Consider the following 16,378-nt stretch of genomic DNA (forward strand, 5'->3'; position numbering starts at 1 on the left):
AACATGGCCTGCCGGGACGAAGGTTACATCAACATCACCAAGCCGCTGCGTTTCGCCATAGGCGACCGGATTGCCGGGTTGCGGGCCGTAGCGCGCTTCCATGATCGCCAGCGTTTCGGGTGTGGCCCAGACGGTTCCGTGACCGCCGCGTGCATGATCGGCATGGCCATGGGTAATGGCCGCGCGCAGTTTCGGCGCGGACGGATCAATCCACAGGTCGGCGGCCGGCACGTAAATACCTTCCGGATGCGGTTCGATCCAACTGCCGGGACGAGTCATGCGCCGGATATGGGAGCTACCCGTTCCGGGTGCCAGCAATGAGACCGAATTCTCCGAAAGCCCGAATTACGATTTATATTTTTAGGTAAATAAGTGTAGTTCATAGGCTGTCTATTACCCGCGCCAGTTTTGCGCGAACCTGCTCGGCAGCTCCCTTCAAATCGGCATTGTCGATAGCCTGCATGGAAGCAACGGGGTCGATGGCTGCAACTTCGCTACGATTATCGGCGACCGCCTGAACGACGACGTTACACGGCAGCATCGTACCGACCTTGTTTTCTAGCTTCAGTGCTTCGAAAGCGAGTTGCGGATTGCATGCGCCAAGGATGACATAGGGGTGAAATTCGGCGCCGATCTTCTTTTTCAGCGTATCGGCAATATCGATCCGGGTCAGAACCCCGAACCCTTCCTTCTTTAGCGCTGCTTCTGCGGCTTCAATCGCATCCTCAAACGGCTGGTCGATTGTTTTGGCGATATAGTAAGGCAAAGTGCTTCTCCTGTTTCAGGTCCGGAGCCATATGCTGAGGCTACGCAGGAGGGTCCTCAGGGTTCCCTGCCGATATAGCCAGTGAACTTTCTGCGTATTCGTGAATTAGTAGAGTCTTATATAGACGGCCGATTTGATATCGGTCAGATGCAGCAGGAGACCTATCATGTCCGAACTGGAAGATCGTCCACACATTCTGATCCTTGGCGGTAACTTCGCCGGGCTGGCCTGTGCGCAGAATATTCGAAAGCAGGTCGGCGATAAGGCGCGGATCACGGTGATCGACCAGAAAAGCTATTTGCTGTTCGTGCCCAATATTCCCGCCGATGTATTTGAAGGACGCGATCCGGCGCAAAATCAGCGGATGGACCTCGTACCGGTGCTGGACAAGGACGATATCGCTTTCATTCACGGCGAGGTGACGGCGATCGACGTCGATCGCCGTCGCGTGACCTTTACGCCGGCGGAGCGCGATGGAGCCGAGCCGGAAACCAAGGCGTATGATTATCTGGTAATCGCGCTGGGTGCGCGGCTGGCCTATGACAGGATCGAGGGGTTTGCCGAATATGGGCATACGGTCAGCGACCTCTATCACGGCCAGAAACTCGCCGAGTATCTGAAGAACGACTATGCGGGCGGTCCGATCGCCATCGGATCGGCGCGATTCCATCAGGGTGATGGCGCGAAGGGGCTGGAACCCTATCCGGGCGGGTCGATCCCCGACGCGATGGCGGCATGCGAAGGGCCCCCGGTCGAGGTGATGCTGTCGATGGCGACCTGGCTGAAAAATCACGACAAGGGCGGGCCGGACAAGATCACCGTGTTCACGCCGGCCGAGCTGATCGCGGAAGACGCCGGTGAAGACGTGGTCAAGCAGTTGCTGGATATCGCCAGCGGCATGGGGTTCAATTACTGGAACAAGACGCAGGACATCAAACGGCTGACAGCGGAGGGAATCGATTTTGCCGACGGCCGTCATTTACCGTGCGAATTGAAGATCATCTTCCCCGACTGGGTGGCGCACGATTTCTTGAAAGACCTGCCGATCAGCGATTCACAGGGTTTCATCAAAACCGACCTGCTGATGCGCAATCCCGATTATCCGGAGATATTCGCCTGTGGCGACTGTGCCGCGGTGACGATGCCCAAACTGGGCGCGATCGGGCATCAGGAATCGGAGATTGTCGGGCTGCAGATCGGCAAGATTTTCGGTACGGTTTCGGCCGAAAAGGCCGATAAGCCGCTGAAGCCGGAAGTGCTGTGCATCGGCGATATGGGCGATAAAAAGGCGTTCTGGATCCATTCGAACAGTTGGTTCGGCGGCGATCAGCAATTGTTGAAAATGGGGCGCGCGCCCTATTTCCTGAAAATGCGCTATCGCGACATGTTCTTCGCCAGCCATGGCAAAATGCCGGGCTGGGGACTGGATGCGGCGGAACTGATCGTCGAAGGGATCTGATTTTCGTGAAGGTCTGACCCTGCACCGGATGCACGGCGATCAATCGCCTCTGGCAACTTTCGTCGTGCATGCCGATTATGGAAGGGATGCCGGATACCGACCTTCCCCAAATGCTGACAGCATGGTTTGCCGAACGCGGCTGGTCGCCGCGGCGGCACCAGCTTGCCATGCTGGCGGCGGCGCGGGCGGGGCGTCATGCACTGCTGGTGGCGCCGACGGGAGCGGGCAAGACGCTTGCCGGGTTCCTGCCGACGCTGGCGGACCTGATCGAACAGCCGGTGGACGGGCTGCATACGCTGTACGTGTCGCCGCTTAAGGCGCTGGCGGTCGATGTGCAGCGCAACCTGATGACGCCGATTGCCGAAATGGGGCTGGATATCCGCGTCGAGACGCGCAGCGGCGATACGCCGTCCGATCGCAAGGCGCGGCAGCGCAAACGTCCGCCGCAGATTTTGCTGACCACGCCCGAATCGCTGAGCCTGTTGCTGAGCTATCCCGATAGTTTCCGGTTGTTCGAAACACTGAAAACCGTGGTGATTGACGAGGTGCACGCCTTTGCGACGCAAAAGCGGGGCGATTTGCTGGCGCTGTCGCTGGCGCGGTTGCAGGCAATCGCACCCGGCATGCGGCGCGTGGCACTGTCGGCGACGGTGGCGGACCCGGACGGATATCGCGCCTGGCTGGCGCCCCATGGCGATATCGATACGGTCGAGAAGGTGATGGGGGACAAGGGTGCCGATCCGAACATCGCGATTCTGTTGCCGCAGGACCGGGTGCCCTGGTCCGGCCATTCGGGACGCTATGCCGCCGAGCAGGTGATGGCGGAGATCGAGACGCACGAAACGACCATCGTGTTCAGCAATACGCGCGGGCTGGCCGAACTGATCTTTCAGGATCTGTGGAAGGTCAATCATCTCAACCTGCCGATCGGCGTGCATCATGGCAGCCTGTCGCGGGAAGCGCGGCGCAAGGTCGAAGCGGCGATGGCGGACGGCAGGCTGCGCGGGCTGGTGGCGACGGCGAGTCTCGATCTGGGTGTCGACTGGGGCAATGTCGATTGCGTCATCCAGATGGGGGCGCCCAAGGGATCGTCGCGGCTGTTGCAGCGGATCGGGCGTGCCAATCACCGGCTGGACGAGCCGTCGGAAGCGGTGCTGGTGCCGGGCAACCGGTTCGAATATCTGGAGGCGCGCGCGGCGCTGGACGCGGTGGAGGCGGGCGAACTGGACCCCGATAACTTCCGCCCCGGCGGGCTAGACGTATTGGCGCAGCATGTCATGGCGTGCGCGTGCGCCGCGCCCTTCGATGCTGCGGAATTGTTGCAGGAAGTGCGTGCAGCATTTCCTTATTCTGCGCTGACCGACGAAGCGTTCGAGCGCGTGCTGCATTTTATCACGGACGGCGGCTATGCGCTGCGTGCCTATGACCGGTTCCGGCGGCTGGTGCAGGATTCAGAAGGCTTGTGGCGGGTCAGTCACCCGCGCTTTGTCACCCAGCACCGGATGAATGCTGGCATCATCGTCGATGCGCCGGTGCTGCATGTGCGGTTCAAGAACGGGCGGTCGCTGGGAACGGTCGAGGAAGGGTTCGCGGCATCGCTGGCACCGGGCGATACGTTTTTCTTTGCCGGGCTGAGTCTGGAGGTGGAGCGGATGGACACCACCGATCTGGTGGTGCGTGCGACCAGCCGACCGGCGCGAGTGCCGAGCTATGGCGGCGCGCGGATGCCGCTGTCGACCAACCTGGCGCGGCGGGTGCGCGGCTTCCTGCATGACCGCGTCCAGTGGGCGCGCTTTCCTGACGATGTGCGCGAATGGCTGGCGATGCAGGATGTGCGATCGGTGCTGCCGGGACCGGAGCAATTGCTGGTCGAAACCTTCCCGCATGAAGGGCGGCATTACATGGTCGCCTATAGTTTCGAAGGGTGGAACGCGCATCAGTCGCTGGGGATGCTGCTGACCCGGCGGATGGAGACGCAGGGGCTGAAACCGCTGGGCTTCGTGTCGAGCGACTATGCGCTGGCCTGTTACAGCCTGGAACCGGTACGCGATCCGGCGGCGCTGTTTTCCGCCGACATACTGGAACAGGAATTCGTCGAATGGGTGCAGCAATCGGCGCTGCTGAAACGCGCGTTTCGCGATGTCGCGGTAATCGGCGGGCTGGTCGAGCGGCAGCATCCCGGCAAGCGCAAGACCGGGCGGCAGGTAACCTTTTCCACCGACCTGATTTACGACGTGCTGCAACGATACGAGCCCGATCACCTGTTGCTGCGCGCGGCATGGGCGGATGCGCGGGCGCGCATGACCGATGTCGGGCGACTGGGCGATCTGCTCGACCGGGCAGGCGACACGATGCTGCATATCGACCTGCCGCGTGTCAGCCCGCTGGCGGTGCCGGTACTGGTGCTGATCGGGCGGGAAAATGTTGCGCAGGGCAGTGCCGATGATGCGTTGCTGGCGGAAGCGGAGGTGCTGGCAGCCGAGGCGATGCGCGCGGATTGATGGTGCTTGCTATGCTGTTCGCGCAGTGGCACTTTTTTGCGGGCGCGGTGATGTCGGCAGTTGGCCGACATGGTTTCACCGGGCGTATCCGGATTTGGGAGAGTGGGCCTTGCAGAAGATCGGGGTGGTGCTGGCATTTGTCCTGTTGGTGGTCGGCGTTAACGGTGCTGCCGTAAGCCAGACGAGCAAAACCACGGATGCTGCCGCCAAGGTCAAGATCGTGTCGCGCCAGATGGTGTGGACGCCGGGACCGGGGGGCGAGCAGATCCCGCTCTGGCCGAAGGGAATGGCGCTGCAGAAGCCCGATACCGGCGACCATCCGGAAGAGGTGGGGAACGGGTCCGGTCTGGTTGCGGGACGCCTGTGGCACTGGGCGGGCTATGTCACCCGTCCGACGATGACGATCTATCGGCCCAAGGGCAAAAATACCGGGGCTGCGCTGATGGTCTTTCCGGGCGGCGGATATGAGGTCGTGGCCATGGACCTGGAAGGTACGGAGATTTGCGACTGGGCAACCGCGCAGGGCATGACCTGTGTCGTTCTGAAATACCGCGTGCCGCAGGACTGGCATCCAAAGTCGTGCCGTCCGTGCGACCGGGAACCGCAGCCGTTCCTGCCGCTGCAGGACGCCGAGCGTGCCATGGGGCTGTTGCGGGAGCGTGCCGGTAGCCTGCATATCGACCCGCACAGGATCGGCGTGATCGGCTTTTCGGCTGGTGGCCATCTGGTCACGGCGATCAGTAACGCCACGGGGCGAAGCTATCCGCCGGTGGACGCTGCCGACAGGCTGAGCGCGCGACCGGACTTTGCGATTGCGGTTTATCCCGGCCATTTATGGTCAGGACACGGCATGGACCTGCATACTTATGACCCGGTGCGATCCGATGCGCCGCCGACTTTCATCGTGCAGGCCGACAATGACCCGACGGACGATGTCCGCAATTCGATCAGCTATTTTCTGGCGCTGAAAGCCGCAAAGGTGCCGGTCGAAATGCACATCTATGCCAAGGGTGGTCATGCGTTCGGGATGCGCCCGACCTCTGCGCCGATCACGACCGAATGGCCGAAGCTCGCGGTGCAATGGCTGCACAGTATCAAGATGCTGTGACACGCGGCTTCAGCGTGTTCAGTTTGCCTGCGTAGCAATCGTGGCGGTGGCGCAGCGGTCGCTGGTGCCGCCATGACCGCCTTCCAGTGCGCCGATAGCGAGGAAACCGCCGACGACCAGAATGACGAAGGCGATGGTCAGCAGGCCGAGATATTTCTCGATAAACGCCTTTGCCCATGCGCCGAACAGACGGAACAGCACCCCGACCAGCATGAACTGAAACCCGCGGCTGACGATGCTGGCCCAGATAAAGGTGAACAGGTTCAGATGGATGAACCCGGCGGTGATCGTCACCAGCTTGAACGGGATCGGCGTGGCACCCTTTACGATAATGAGCTGCCAGCCATATTCGCGCAAATAGCAGGCCGCGACCGGGAATTTCTGCGCCAGGCCCAGCCAGTGGAGAAGCTGTGCGCCGAAAGCGTCATAGGCGAAATAGCCGATGGCATAGCCGAGCAGGCCGCCCACTACCGAACCCAGGGTGCAGATCGCACCGTAGCGCAATGCGCGCTTCGGTTTCGACAGGCACATCAGGCCGAGCAGCGGGTGCGGTGGGATCGGGAAGAAGCTGGCTTCGACGAAAGCGAACAGGAACAGCCAGCGTTCGGCATGGCGGTGGGCCGCCTTTTCCAGCATCCAGTTGTAGAGGCGACGCAACATGGGCGTGGTGCTTAGCCGAGTGGATCGGGGTTGGGAAGCGGTTGGTTGGGCGCTTCGGAGGTGGTCGCGACGAACCGGCCATAGGCCCAGCCGATGCCGATCAGCGCAAGGCCGAGCGCCAGGAACGACAGGATGCGCAGCAGGCCGGTCAGTGCGGCGGCATCGATCAGGAACACCTTGAGCGTCACCAGCGTCAGCAGGCCGAGGCCGAAATGGCGCATGTCGCTGAGGCCATGGGCGATGCCGCGCCACAGCCAGAAGATCGCAAGGCCGAGCAGGGCGGCGGAATAGCCCCAGTTTTCGGCAGTGGTGACGGGGCCGGTGAGGATGCTGCCATGGGCGGCCTGACGCACTAGAGCGCATGCGGCGATGCCGGTGACAATGGCCGCGGCCCAGCGCAGGCGCGGCCATTGCGGCAATGTCCATAGCCAGAAGGCGGTGAGCGCACCGCTGACGAACACGGCGTTGAGGATGGGGATGCCGCCCACCTGTTGCGCGACGACGGTCGGATTGAGCAGCAGCAGGCCGAACCAGAGGAAACGGAACGCGCCGAGTGCGAGCAGCGCCTTGCCCAGCGATTGCATGTCGCGGCGGGTGAGCCACCAGCCCGCGGCGAAACAGGCCTGAGTCAGGAGGGCGCGTTCGAGGAAACCCCAGCGTTCAAATGCCTGTGGGGTAGCGATAGCGAGCGGCTGCTTGGCAAGCGCGTAGAGGCACCACAGCGCGAGCAGGATCGCGACGGGCAGGACGAAACGGCGGTCTTTGCCCAGCGCGGAGCGGTCGTAGGCGGCGATTGCGATGGCCGCGATGGCGGGCGGGGCGAGCGCAAGCAACAGCGGACCGAGATCGAACAGGGTGCGATAGGGCAGGCGCGATCCGGCAACCGAACGCAGGGCAAGACCGAGCATATCGATAATCGGCAGCGCGGCGGCAATGCAGGCCGCGGCGAAAGCGGCGGTGGCGAGGCGGGGGAGCATGGTGTCACCGGTCCTGCGCGCCCATAACGACAGTGCCGCCATGGTAAGTGCCAGTGCCAGCGGGCCGGTGTCGCTGCCCGCGATGGCCGTGACGGCGAGCGTGCCGAGGGCCGCTGCAAATGTTGCGCCGAGGATCAGGGCAGGATCGTCGCGGTTTGCATGATCGGCAGCGCGCCAGCTAAGCCAGCCGCACGCGCCAGCGAGCGCGCTGTCGATCAGGAACCAGCCGAAACCCGGCAGCAGATGGGGTGCGAGCATGTTCGCGAATAATAGCGGTGCGCCAAGCCCGCCGGTCGCAATCCAGCCCCAGTCGCGGTCGTTTTCCAGCCGCCACAAGCCGATGCCGCCGAACAGCAGCGTGGCCGCGATTGCCGCCCATGCGGTGACGCCGGGTGCCGGATTTCCAAAGCCGATGGCGAGCAGCACGAGGATCAGGATCAGCGCGGCAAAAGCTCCGGGCATCATACGCGTATCGCGCAGGGCGAGGATCAGCGCGGCGGCGGAAAGCACGCAATAGAGCCCCCATGCGACGGGTCCGAAGTCGAGCACAGGCGCGACGACCATCAGTTGTACCAGCCCCGCAACCAGCGGTGCGGCGCGCAACCATGCGCGTTTTGCGGGCGGCAGGGTGAGGCTGCCCGCTACGGCGATCAGCAGCACCAGCAGGCCGATGCCGCCCGCGCTGCGCCCGTCCAGCATCCACAACAGGAAATTGACCCAGCCGAACCCGGCTGCACAGGTGGCGATGGCAAGCCATGCCCAGCCGCGTTGCCGCGCGAGCGCGAACAGTGCGCCGGTGAACAGCGCCAGATAGAGCAGTAGCGGGCCGATGCCTGCGGCTTGAAACCCTGCCACCAGTGGTGCGACGAAGCCGCCGATCAGCGCCATGGCGGCGGTCGGCGGGCCGTGGCGCAATGCCAGCGCAAGTGCCAGTGCGGTGATCGCCAGCATGACAAGGAAAGCGGCAAGCGGCGGAATCAGGTGATAGATGGCGGCGGCGACATAGAGCGTGCCATAAGCCGAGGCGATGCCCGCGCCCGCCAGCGCCTGCGCGATGCGCGGGTCCGATGCGGTGGCGGGAAGGCGGCGTGCAACCTCACTTCCCGCGAGCAGCAACAGCGCGAATATCGCAGCGGACGTAGTGCGGGTGACGGGGCCGAACACGCCCAGTTCGATCGTGTAGCGGACGAGAAAGAAGCCAGCGAACACCAGCGCCGTGCCGCCGATCCAGATCGGCAGACGACGCCCGACCAGCGTTTCGAACTGAATGCGCGAGCGTTGAGGCGGTGGCGGCGGTGCCTCTCGCGGGGGTGGAGGAACGCTGGCGCGCTTTGCCTGTACCGCTGGTTGCGCGGACTCTGGCCGAGCCGTCGGCTGGGCGGTGGTTGCCGGGCGTGCGGTATCGGCAGCCGGTTGCGGGCGACGTTCGAGTTCCGCCAGCCGCCGTTCCACGCCATCGAGGCGACGGCTCGCACGAAACAGCGCCACGGCGAGCGCGGCGGTGACGATCATCAGCGCCGGAAAGAGGGTGGAGGCAAACTCCGTCATGCGCATGTCGTGGCATAGCCGCGCGCGCGTGCAAAGCGTTTCGGTGGTTCACCCCCAGTTTGACGGTGCAAGTCGCGGCGGCTTCCCCTACATGGGCGGCATGCGACTGGATTTCATCAAATGCCACGGGTCGGGGAACGATTTCCCGCTGATCGATGCACGCTTCCTGACGCTGGATGACGGACAATGGGCGGCGGTGGCGCGGCTGATGGCCGATCGGGACGGTCCGGTCGGCGGCGACGGGCTGTTGCTGCTGGTGCCGGGGGACGCAACCCATGCGTTCGGGATGCGGATGTTCAATTCGGACGGCAGTGAGGCCGAAACCTGCCTTAACGGGCTGCGCTGCACGGCGCGGCTGGGGTTCGAGGTAACGGGGCTGGACCATGCGCCGGTAAAGCTCAAAACCAGCAGCGCGCAGGCGGCCCTTGCCGAAGCGATTTCGCCGGGGGTGGCGACGATCCGCACGCGGGCCGGACCGGCTTCGACCGCCTGTGCCGATGTCGGACTGGTCGGGGTTGGTGAAAGGATCGTCGATGCGGTGATTCCGGGGTTGCCGAGCGAACGGCACTTTACCGGCGTGGCCATGCCCAACCCGCATCTGGTGACATTCGTGGATGCGGTGGACGAAGCGGAACTGGTGGCGCTGGGCGACTGGTGCGAAGCCGGGCCGGCGCTGATCCCGGCACGCGCCAATGTGAGCTTCGTCGAACTGCGAGCGGGCGGACTGTTCGTGCGGACCTATGAGCGCGGGGTCGGGCTGACCGACAGTTGCGGCAGCGCGATGGCGGCGTCGACCTATGCCGCCGGGCTGACCGGGCGTACGGCGTTCGGGGCGGAGGTCAACGTGTTTAACCGCGGCGGGCTGGTACGTGCAACTGCGCAAGCCGACGGGATGGTCGAAATCTCCGGCAATGCGACGTTCGATTATGACGCGCATGTCGAGATCGACCCCGATGCCGGGACCATCGGCGCGGTGGCGATGGTCGAGGAACGCGGCAAAGAGTCGGCGGCATGGAAGGCGGCGGTCGAGGCGCTGGCCTAGGACGGATCGCCATTCAGCCCTGATGGCCTGCAAATAGCGGCTTTCCGTGCTTCCAGTGCTCACGTACTGAAAGTACGCTGCGCGCCGGGTCACGAAAATCCACTATTTTCGTCACATCATCTTCTGAATGGCGATCCATCCTGGCCCGACGTCGATACGCAGCCGAAACCGGTTTGCGATGAAAGGAGCGACTTTGCGACGAGCGGAGCGCCTTTTTGCCGGGATCGGGCGTTTTTCCGATGCCTCCCATGCCCGGGGCACTGCGTCCCGGCGAGAGGTCCGTATGGAGCAGGACCATGAAGGATCAGGACAAAAAACCCCAGCAGGGTCGTCAGGATCAGCAGCGTCAGAAGGGCGTTGCCCAGCAACAGAACAAGCAGAGCAAGCAACAGGGCAGCGGTCGTCAGTCGCAGCGTAACGAGGACGATCACGAACGCTGACGTCCCGGCGCGATCTGACAAGGAAGGGGCTGCGTTTCGGCGCGGCCCTTTTCTTTTTTGGGTGAGAGGTGGATTGCCGCGTCGCTGTCGCCCTTCGCAATGACGGCGGATAAGTATATAACCAAATAGGCACTTTTTGATTGACATCGTCACGCTGATGTGGCAATGGATGTGCACGCTGAAAAATTGTGAGTCGCAAACGGGCTGAGGGCAGAGATGCTTTCGGCCCGTTTGCGTTGGGGGGATGCGATGGCGGCGAAAAAGCGGCAGGCGGCGAAAGCGCCGGGACTGGCAGTGCGCAAGGCGTGTTTTCTGGAAGTGTTGCGGCAGACCGGCAATGTCAGCCGTGCGGCGCGGGAAGCGGGATTGACAAGCGGGACGGTGTATCGCCATCGCGCGCGGTTTGCGAAATTCGCCGCCGACTGGGACGCGGCGATCAACGAATCGCTCGACACGCTGGAGGCCGAACTGCTCGAACGGGCGCGCAACGGGGTGGAAAAGCCGGTTTATTTTCGCGGCGAGCTGGTCGGCAGCGTGCGAACCTATTCGGATACTCTGGCGATGTTTATGCTGAAGGCACGGCGGCCCGAAGTCTATGACCGTCTGGGCGGCCATGCGACACCGATGGGCGTGCGCGGCATGACGCAGGAAGAGGCGAAGGCCGAGGTGCTGCGCAGGCTCGACCGGCTGGCGGAGGCAGGTGGGGAACAGGAAGGCGAGGGCGCGTGACGGCCACTGCGCGGACAGTCGCGGCCGGGGACGCGCGGCGCAGGTTCGAACGGCGATCGAGGGACTGGAAAAAATGTTTGTCGGAATGGTCGTTCTGGGCCGATCCGCGGCAATTACCGCCGCCGGGCGACTGGCGGGTGTGGCTGATGCTGGCGGGACGCGGGTTCGGCAAGACGCGCGCCGGGGCGGAATGGGTGCGCGCGCTGGCCGAGGCGGACGGGAGCTTGCGTATCGCGCTGGTCGGCGCGACGCTGGCCGAGGTGCGCAGTGTCATGATCGAAGGCGAAAGCGGGATATTGGCGACGGCGGATCAGGCGAATGTGCCGAAATTCGAACCGTCGCGCGGGCGGCTGGTCTGGCGGTCGGGGGCACAGGCTTTCGTGCATTCGGGCGAGCGGCCCGAAGGGTTGCGCGGGCCGCAATTCCATATCGCCTGGTGCGATGAGATTGCCAAATGGGCCTATCCCACGCGGAGCTGGGACAATCTGGCGATGGGATTGCGGCTGGGCGAGCGGCCGCGCGTGCTGGTGACGACGACGCCGCGACCGATCCCCTTGCTGCGCGATCTGGCGAAACAGCAGGGCGTGGCGGTGGTGCGGGGGCGAACGGTGGAAAACCGGATGCTGCCCGATGTCTTTCAGCAGGCGATGGCGGCGATGTACGGAGGTACGCGGCTGGGGCGGCAGGAACTGGACGGCGAGCTGATCGACGATGTAGCGGGTGCATTGTGGACTCGTGCGCTGCTGGAAAGTGTGCGGGTCGCGGGGCATCCGACGATCCGGCGCGTGGTGGTGGGCGTCGATCCGCCCGCCGGGAGCCATGGCGATGCCTGCGGGATCGTCGCGGTGGCGCTGGGTCGCGACGGCAAGGCCTATGTGCTCGACGATGCGAGCGTCGGCGCGGTGTCGCCCGAAGGCTGGGCGCGCGCGGTGGCGGCGTGTGCGGTGCGCAACGGGGCCGACCGGGTGGTGGCCGAGGCGAATAATGGCGGGGAGATGGTCAAAAGCGTGCTGATGGCCGCGGATGCGATGCTGCCGGTAAAGCTGGTCCATGCCAGCCGGGGCAAGAGCGCGCGCGCCGAGCCGGTGGCGGCGCTGTACGAAGGCGGGCGGGCATTCCATGTCGGCGCGTTTCCGACGCTGGAGGACGAACTGTGCGGCCTGATCGCGGGCGGCGGCTATGAAGGGCCGGGGCGGTCGCCGGATCGCGCCGATGCACTGGTCTGGGCGATGACCGAGGCGATGCTGAAACGGCGCGGCGAGGCGGGGGTGCGGGTGGTTTGAGGTGTCGTGAATAACCCGCTCCGGGTTATTTTCTCATTGCGGAATACATAATGTTAGATAGATATAACAGTCGCACCCGGTGACAGTCGCGCTACCTCTCGTTGGGGTCTAGCTCGAACTAAAAACCAAACGAGTACTGGCGAGGCCATCGCCGGGTGTGCGCACAGACGCACTCTTCCCGACCAAGCCGCCAGCGCACATAGGAACGGACGTGAACCCGTTTCATAGCGCACCTTCCTTTCTGGTGCCCGGGTTAAAGCCCGGTCTCCGGGATGCCCCATGCGTCCCGCGTCGATAGGACGTCGTGGGACGGAGAACAGAAAGTGCAGTAGCGCGACTGTCGGACGTAAGTATCAAATATCCCGGTTATTCCAGTCAAGTGTTCATTGTTTGTTTTTCTCTGGATTATTGACTGCTGCTGAACATGCTATGATAAAATCATAGTTGAAGGAGCGTCGTCATGTCGAAACCCGTCACCGTTACGTTGGGCAGGCTTGCCGAGACGGCGCAGGCCTATGTCGCGGAAGGGCGCTATGCGTCGATGAGCGAGGTGATGCGGGCCGGTATCCGCGCGCTGGAACGCGAGCAGCAGGCGCTCGATTCGATCTATCGCGCGAAGGTGGCGGAGGCGCTGGCGGATCAGCGCGAGGCCGTGCCGCTGGCGAAAGGCTTTGCCGAGGTACGGGAGCGGATTGCGCGCGACCGCGACGCATGAGTCACCGTGTTGCGCTGTCGCGGCCGGCGATGGACGATCTGGTTGCGGTCCATCGCTGGATCGCTGCCGAAGCCGGGGAAGCGATTGCGGACGGCTATATTGACCGGATTGAAAAATGCTGTGCGGGGCTGGAGCAGTTTCCCGACCGGGGGACGCCGCGCCCGGAAATGGGACAAGGGGTGCGCTCGCTGAGTTTCGAGCGGACGATGGTGCTCTTCTATCGGACGGCGGAGGATATGGTGATGATCCTGCGGGTGTTGCATGGTGCGCGGGAGTTGAGGGAGTTTGATGTCGAATGACTTCTGTCCGGCAGAAAATGAAATAAGCGATGTGCGTGCTTGCGATAGCGTGGCGGGTCGATCCGCGCTGGCGGCTGGTCGCGGCGGGGAACCGGGATGAGCTGCACGCGCGGCCTGCCTTGCCGCTGGCGCGGTGGGAGGATGTGCCGGGACTGATCGCCGGAGGCGATGCGGTGGGCGGCGGCACCTGGCTGGGCGTGCAGGAGGCGGGGCGGTTCGCGGTGGTGACGAATGTTCGTAATCCGCAGGGCCCTGATCCGGCGAAACGGTCGCGCGGCGGGCTGGTGACGGATGCGCTGACGCAGGGGATGGACGCGCTGGGGGCGGTGGAGGCCTATAACCCCTTCAACCTGATCGTGGTGGACGGGGCCACGGCGATGCTGTTGTCCAACCGGCCGGAGCCGGTGCGGCACATGCTGGAGCCGGGGGTGCATGGCCTGTCGAACGGGCTGCACGATGCGCCCTGGCCCAAGACGCGTGCGGTCGAACGCGCGGTTGCGGACTGGATCGATGCCGGGGATGAATCGGTGGAGCCGCTGTTCGCAGCACTACGCGATGAACGGGCGTTCGGAGCGAGCGACGGCGATGCGCTGGAGCCGGTGAACTCCCCGGTGTTTATGCGCAATGCGCGGTACGGGACGCGATGCAGCACCGTGGTGACGGTCGATGCGGACGGGAATGGGGCGATTACCGAGCGGCGGTTCGATGCCGGGGGCGAAGAGACCGGCGAGACGTGCATTCGGTTCTGCTGGCAATAATCTGAAAGGACGTTGAGGGGGGCTTTTGTGGCGATCCCCCTCCACCGCGTTTTCGCGCGGTCCCCTCCCCATGGGGTGAGGCGGATTTTTTAAAGGAGAAGGGCATGAAATGGTTCGGGCGCAAGGCGGCCGGGCGCGACGGTGCGCGTCCGCCATTGTCGCGGGTGGGCAGCGTGCCGGTGATCGGCGAATGGCCGCGATCCTATGAAGCGCAGGTGCGCGATGCCTATTGCGCCAATGCGGTGGCGCAGCGGGCGGTGCGGCTGGTGGCGGAAAGCGTCGGAAGCGCGCCACTGGCCGCGTCGCAGCCGGAACTGGCGGCGCTGGTCGATGCGCGTGCCGGGGGGCAGGCATTGCTGGAGACGGTCGCGTCCTATCTGCTGTTGCACGGCAATGCCTATGTGCAGGTGATCGACGATGGCGCGGGCGGAGTGGCCGAGCTGTATGCGCTGCGCCCCGAACGGGTGACGGTGGAGCCGGATGCGCAGGGCTGGCCCGTCGCCTATCGCTATCGGGTGGGGGAGCGGGTGACGCGGCTGGCGGCCGAGGATGCGGGCGGCAGGCCGGCGGTGGTGCATATTCGCGGCTTTAACCCGGTCGACGACCATTACGGGCTGGGGTGCCTGGGCGCGGCGGCGGGCGCGGTGGCGATCCACAATGCCGCGTCGACATGGAACAAGGCGCTGCTCGACAATGCGGCGCGGCCCAGCGGGGCGCTGGTCTATGATCCCGGCGATGGCGCGGCGATGAGCGCGGATCAGTTCGAGCGACTGCGCACCGAAATGGAGGGTGCGTTTCAGGGTGCGGCCAATGCGGGCAGGCCGATGCTGCTGGAGGGCGGGCTGAAATGGCAGGCGATGAGCCTGTCGCCCGCGGATATGGATTTTGTCGGGCTGAAAGCCGCGGCGGCGCGGGAGATCGCGCTGGCATTCGGGGTGCCGCCGATGCTGCTGGGCCTGCCCGGCGACAGCACGCACGCAAACTATCGCGAGGCCAACCGGGCGCTGTGGCGGCTGTCGGTGCTGCCGCTGGCCGACATGATGCTGGGGGCGCTGGCACAGGCGCTGGGCGCGTGGTTTCCCGGCGCGATGCTGCGGGTGGACCGGGACAAGGTGCCCGCACTGGCCGAGGATCGCGAGCGGCTGTGGAAACAGGTGTCGGGTGCGGATTTCCTGAGCGATGAGGAAAAGCGCGCGATGCTGGGGATCGGTTGAGAGAGTTGTTTGGGGTTCGCGAGGCGAACCCCTGGCCATGCCGCCCCGCCTCCTCACCCGGCCACCAATGGTCCCATAGAATATGGTGGCCGGGTGGGGAGGCGGGGCGGGCGGTTTGTGTCTGATCTAATGCGTGCAGGTCAGCTTGATACGGTTGAACCGGCCGCCCGCCTGTTCGCAGCGATGGCCGAGGATGAAGGGCAGCACGAAAAAGAAGGCTAGTAGCGCGGCGCCGAAGCCTGCCATCACGGGTTTGAGGTAGCGGCGCATGGACGTCAGACCATGGTGTCGGACGCACCGTCATCGGGGCTGATGCCGATTTCACAGACACGCGCCGAACGATTCCAGATGCCGCCTGCCGCTTCGCATTTGTGGATGAACACGGCGTCGGACCACCACAGCCAGAGCAGGGCGGCGGCCAGCACGGCGATGAGAATCAGCAGGATGCGGGTCAGGCGGGGATGCATGTCCCGATGGGTAGGGACTCGCCCGCCGCACGACAAGAAGGGAAAATGCAATGAGCAACGGGCCGGTACTGGCGCAGTTGCTGGGGCAGGCGACCGGAGAGGGTGCCGACCTGGTGACGCTGCGCGCGATTGTCGAGGAAGCGGGAGAACTGGGCGCTTCGCGGGCGCTGAAGCGGATGGGGCTGGACGATGCCCATGCGGCCAAGGACGTGGCAGAACTGCGCGAATTGCTGAGCGCCTGGCGCGACGCGAAGAAATCGGCGTGGCGCGCGGTCGTCGGCTGGGTGGTGCGGCTGGGGCTGGCGCTGCTGCTGGTCGGGATCGCGGTGCGGCTGGGCTTTGCCGGGTGGGTGAAGTGAGCGGGGGGCAGGACGCCAGGGGCGGCCCATCGCCGCGTTGTGGTTGGGGTGGC

Annotated in this window: 18 protein-coding genes (1 of these 18 only partly in view); 12 read left to right on the plus strand and 6 right to left on the minus strand. The window is 64.4% G+C overall.

Annotated features, from left to right (window positions below; genetic code table 11):
* A protein-coding gene (locus FHR23_RS12590) for a ligase-associated DNA damage response exonuclease (protein WP_184004530.1) crosses the window boundary here: on the minus strand, positions 1-279 show its 5' end (the start). The gene continues 720 nt to the left of window position 1, outside the view; only the first 279 of its 999 coding nucleotides appear in the window; its start codon is at positions 277-279; its stop codon lies beyond the left edge, outside the window.
* A 100-nt stretch (positions 280-379) separates the two neighbouring features.
* Positions 380-766, minus strand: coding sequence for a DUF302 domain-containing protein (locus FHR23_RS12595; RefSeq protein ID WP_184004533.1), 387 nt, complete (start codon positions 764-766; stop codon positions 380-382).
* 166 nt (positions 767-932) lie between these two features.
* On the opposite strand from FHR23_RS12595, the gene FHR23_RS12600 reads away from it, so the two are divergent.
* The 3 genes from FHR23_RS12600 (at position 933) to FHR23_RS12610 (ending at position 5,834) form a co-directional block, all read left to right on the plus strand.
* Entirely contained in the window at positions 933-2,225 is a 1,293-nt protein-coding gene (locus FHR23_RS12600) for an NAD(P)/FAD-dependent oxidoreductase (protein WP_184004536.1), read from the plus strand.
* Positions 2,226-2,311: 86 nt separating this feature from the next.
* Positions 2,312-4,726 carry a ligase-associated DNA damage response DEXH box helicase gene (locus tag FHR23_RS12605; protein ID WP_184004539.1) on the plus strand — a complete coding sequence of 805 codons (2,415 nt, stop codon included), beginning with the start codon at positions 2,312-2,314 and terminating at the stop codon, positions 4,724-4,726.
* Positions 4,727-4,835: 109 nt separating this feature from the next.
* Positions 4,836-5,834, plus strand: coding sequence for an alpha/beta hydrolase (locus FHR23_RS12610; protein ID WP_246359876.1), 999 nt, complete (start codon positions 4,836-4,838; stop codon positions 5,832-5,834).
* Between the two features lie 18 nt (positions 5,835-5,852).
* Here the strand turns inward: FHR23_RS12610 and FHR23_RS12615 are convergent, their stop codons facing one another.
* A complete protein-coding gene (locus FHR23_RS12615; RefSeq protein ID WP_184004542.1) occupies positions 5,853-6,494 on the minus strand; it encodes a YqaA family protein in 642 nt (213 codons plus the stop codon).
* An 11-nt stretch (positions 6,495-6,505) separates the two neighbouring features.
* Entirely contained in the window at positions 6,506-9,019 is a 2,514-nt protein-coding gene (locus tag FHR23_RS12620) for a DUF2339 domain-containing protein (protein WP_184004545.1), read from the minus strand.
* 100 nt (positions 9,020-9,119) lie between these two features.
* On the opposite strand from FHR23_RS12620, the gene dapF reads away from it, so the two are divergent.
* From dapF to FHR23_RS12660, 8 genes are all read left to right on the plus strand, one after another.
* Positions 9,120-10,061, plus strand: a complete 942-nt coding sequence (dapF, locus tag FHR23_RS12625) for a diaminopimelate epimerase (protein ID WP_184004887.1) — start codon at positions 9,120-9,122, stop codon at positions 10,059-10,061.
* Positions 10,062-10,357: 296 nt separating this feature from the next.
* The gene (locus FHR23_RS12630) at positions 10,358-10,501 is read left to right on the plus strand and encodes a hypothetical protein (protein WP_184004548.1); all 144 of its coding nucleotides are present in this window, start codon (positions 10,358-10,360) and stop codon (positions 10,499-10,501) included.
* Between the two features lie 249 nt (positions 10,502-10,750).
* Positions 10,751-11,230 (plus strand): hypothetical protein, encoded by a 480-nt coding sequence (locus FHR23_RS12635; RefSeq protein ID WP_184004551.1) that lies wholly within the window; start codon positions 10,751-10,753, stop codon positions 11,228-11,230.
* A 77-nt stretch (positions 11,231-11,307) separates the two neighbouring features.
* Positions 11,308-12,513, plus strand: a complete 1,206-nt coding sequence (locus FHR23_RS12640) for a DNA-packaging protein (RefSeq protein WP_246359877.1) — start codon at positions 11,308-11,310, stop codon at positions 12,511-12,513.
* A gap of 460 nt (positions 12,514-12,973) precedes the next feature.
* The gene (locus tag FHR23_RS12645) at positions 12,974-13,228 is read left to right on the plus strand and encodes a ribbon-helix-helix domain-containing protein (RefSeq protein WP_184004553.1); all 255 of its coding nucleotides are present in this window, start codon (positions 12,974-12,976) and stop codon (positions 13,226-13,228) included.
* Complete coding sequence (locus FHR23_RS12650) at positions 13,225-13,527, plus strand: type II toxin-antitoxin system RelE/ParE family toxin (RefSeq protein WP_184004556.1); 303 nt, start codon at positions 13,225-13,227, stop codon at positions 13,525-13,527. Before FHR23_RS12645 ends, FHR23_RS12650 begins: the two co-directional genes overlap by 4 nt.
* 29 nt (positions 13,528-13,556) lie before the next feature.
* The gene (locus tag FHR23_RS12655; RefSeq protein WP_184004559.1) at positions 13,557-14,285 is read left to right on the plus strand and encodes an NRDE family protein; all 729 of its coding nucleotides are present in this window, start codon (positions 13,557-13,559) and stop codon (positions 14,283-14,285) included.
* Positions 14,286-14,389: 104 nt separating this feature from the next.
* A complete protein-coding gene (locus FHR23_RS12660; RefSeq protein ID WP_184004562.1) occupies positions 14,390-15,499 on the plus strand; it encodes a phage portal protein in 1,110 nt (369 codons plus the stop codon).
* Between the two features lie 126 nt (positions 15,500-15,625).
* Here FHR23_RS12660 and FHR23_RS12665 read toward each other — a convergent pair whose 3' ends face one another.
* Together FHR23_RS12665 and FHR23_RS12670 are read right to left on the minus strand one after the other, a co-directional pair.
* On the minus strand, positions 15,626-15,769 hold the full coding sequence (locus FHR23_RS12665) for a hypothetical protein (protein WP_184004565.1): 144 nt from the start codon (positions 15,767-15,769) through the stop codon (positions 15,626-15,628).
* A gap of 5 nt (positions 15,770-15,774) precedes the next feature.
* Complete coding sequence (locus FHR23_RS12670; RefSeq protein ID WP_184004568.1) at positions 15,775-15,966, minus strand: hypothetical protein; 192 nt, start codon at positions 15,964-15,966, stop codon at positions 15,775-15,777.
* Positions 15,967-16,016: 50 nt separating this feature from the next.
* On the opposite strand from FHR23_RS12670, the gene FHR23_RS12675 reads away from it, so the two are divergent.
* The gene (locus tag FHR23_RS12675) at positions 16,017-16,325 is read left to right on the plus strand and encodes a DUF6127 family protein (RefSeq protein ID WP_184004571.1); all 309 of its coding nucleotides are present in this window, start codon (positions 16,017-16,019) and stop codon (positions 16,323-16,325) included.
* The last annotated feature ends 53 nt before the right edge of the window (positions 16,326-16,378 follow it).

Origin of the sequence: Stakelama sediminis, from assembly GCF_014199335.1 — a bacterium.
Classification (GTDB): Bacteria; Pseudomonadota; Alphaproteobacteria; order Sphingomonadales; family Sphingomonadaceae; genus Sphingomonas; species Sphingomonas sediminis.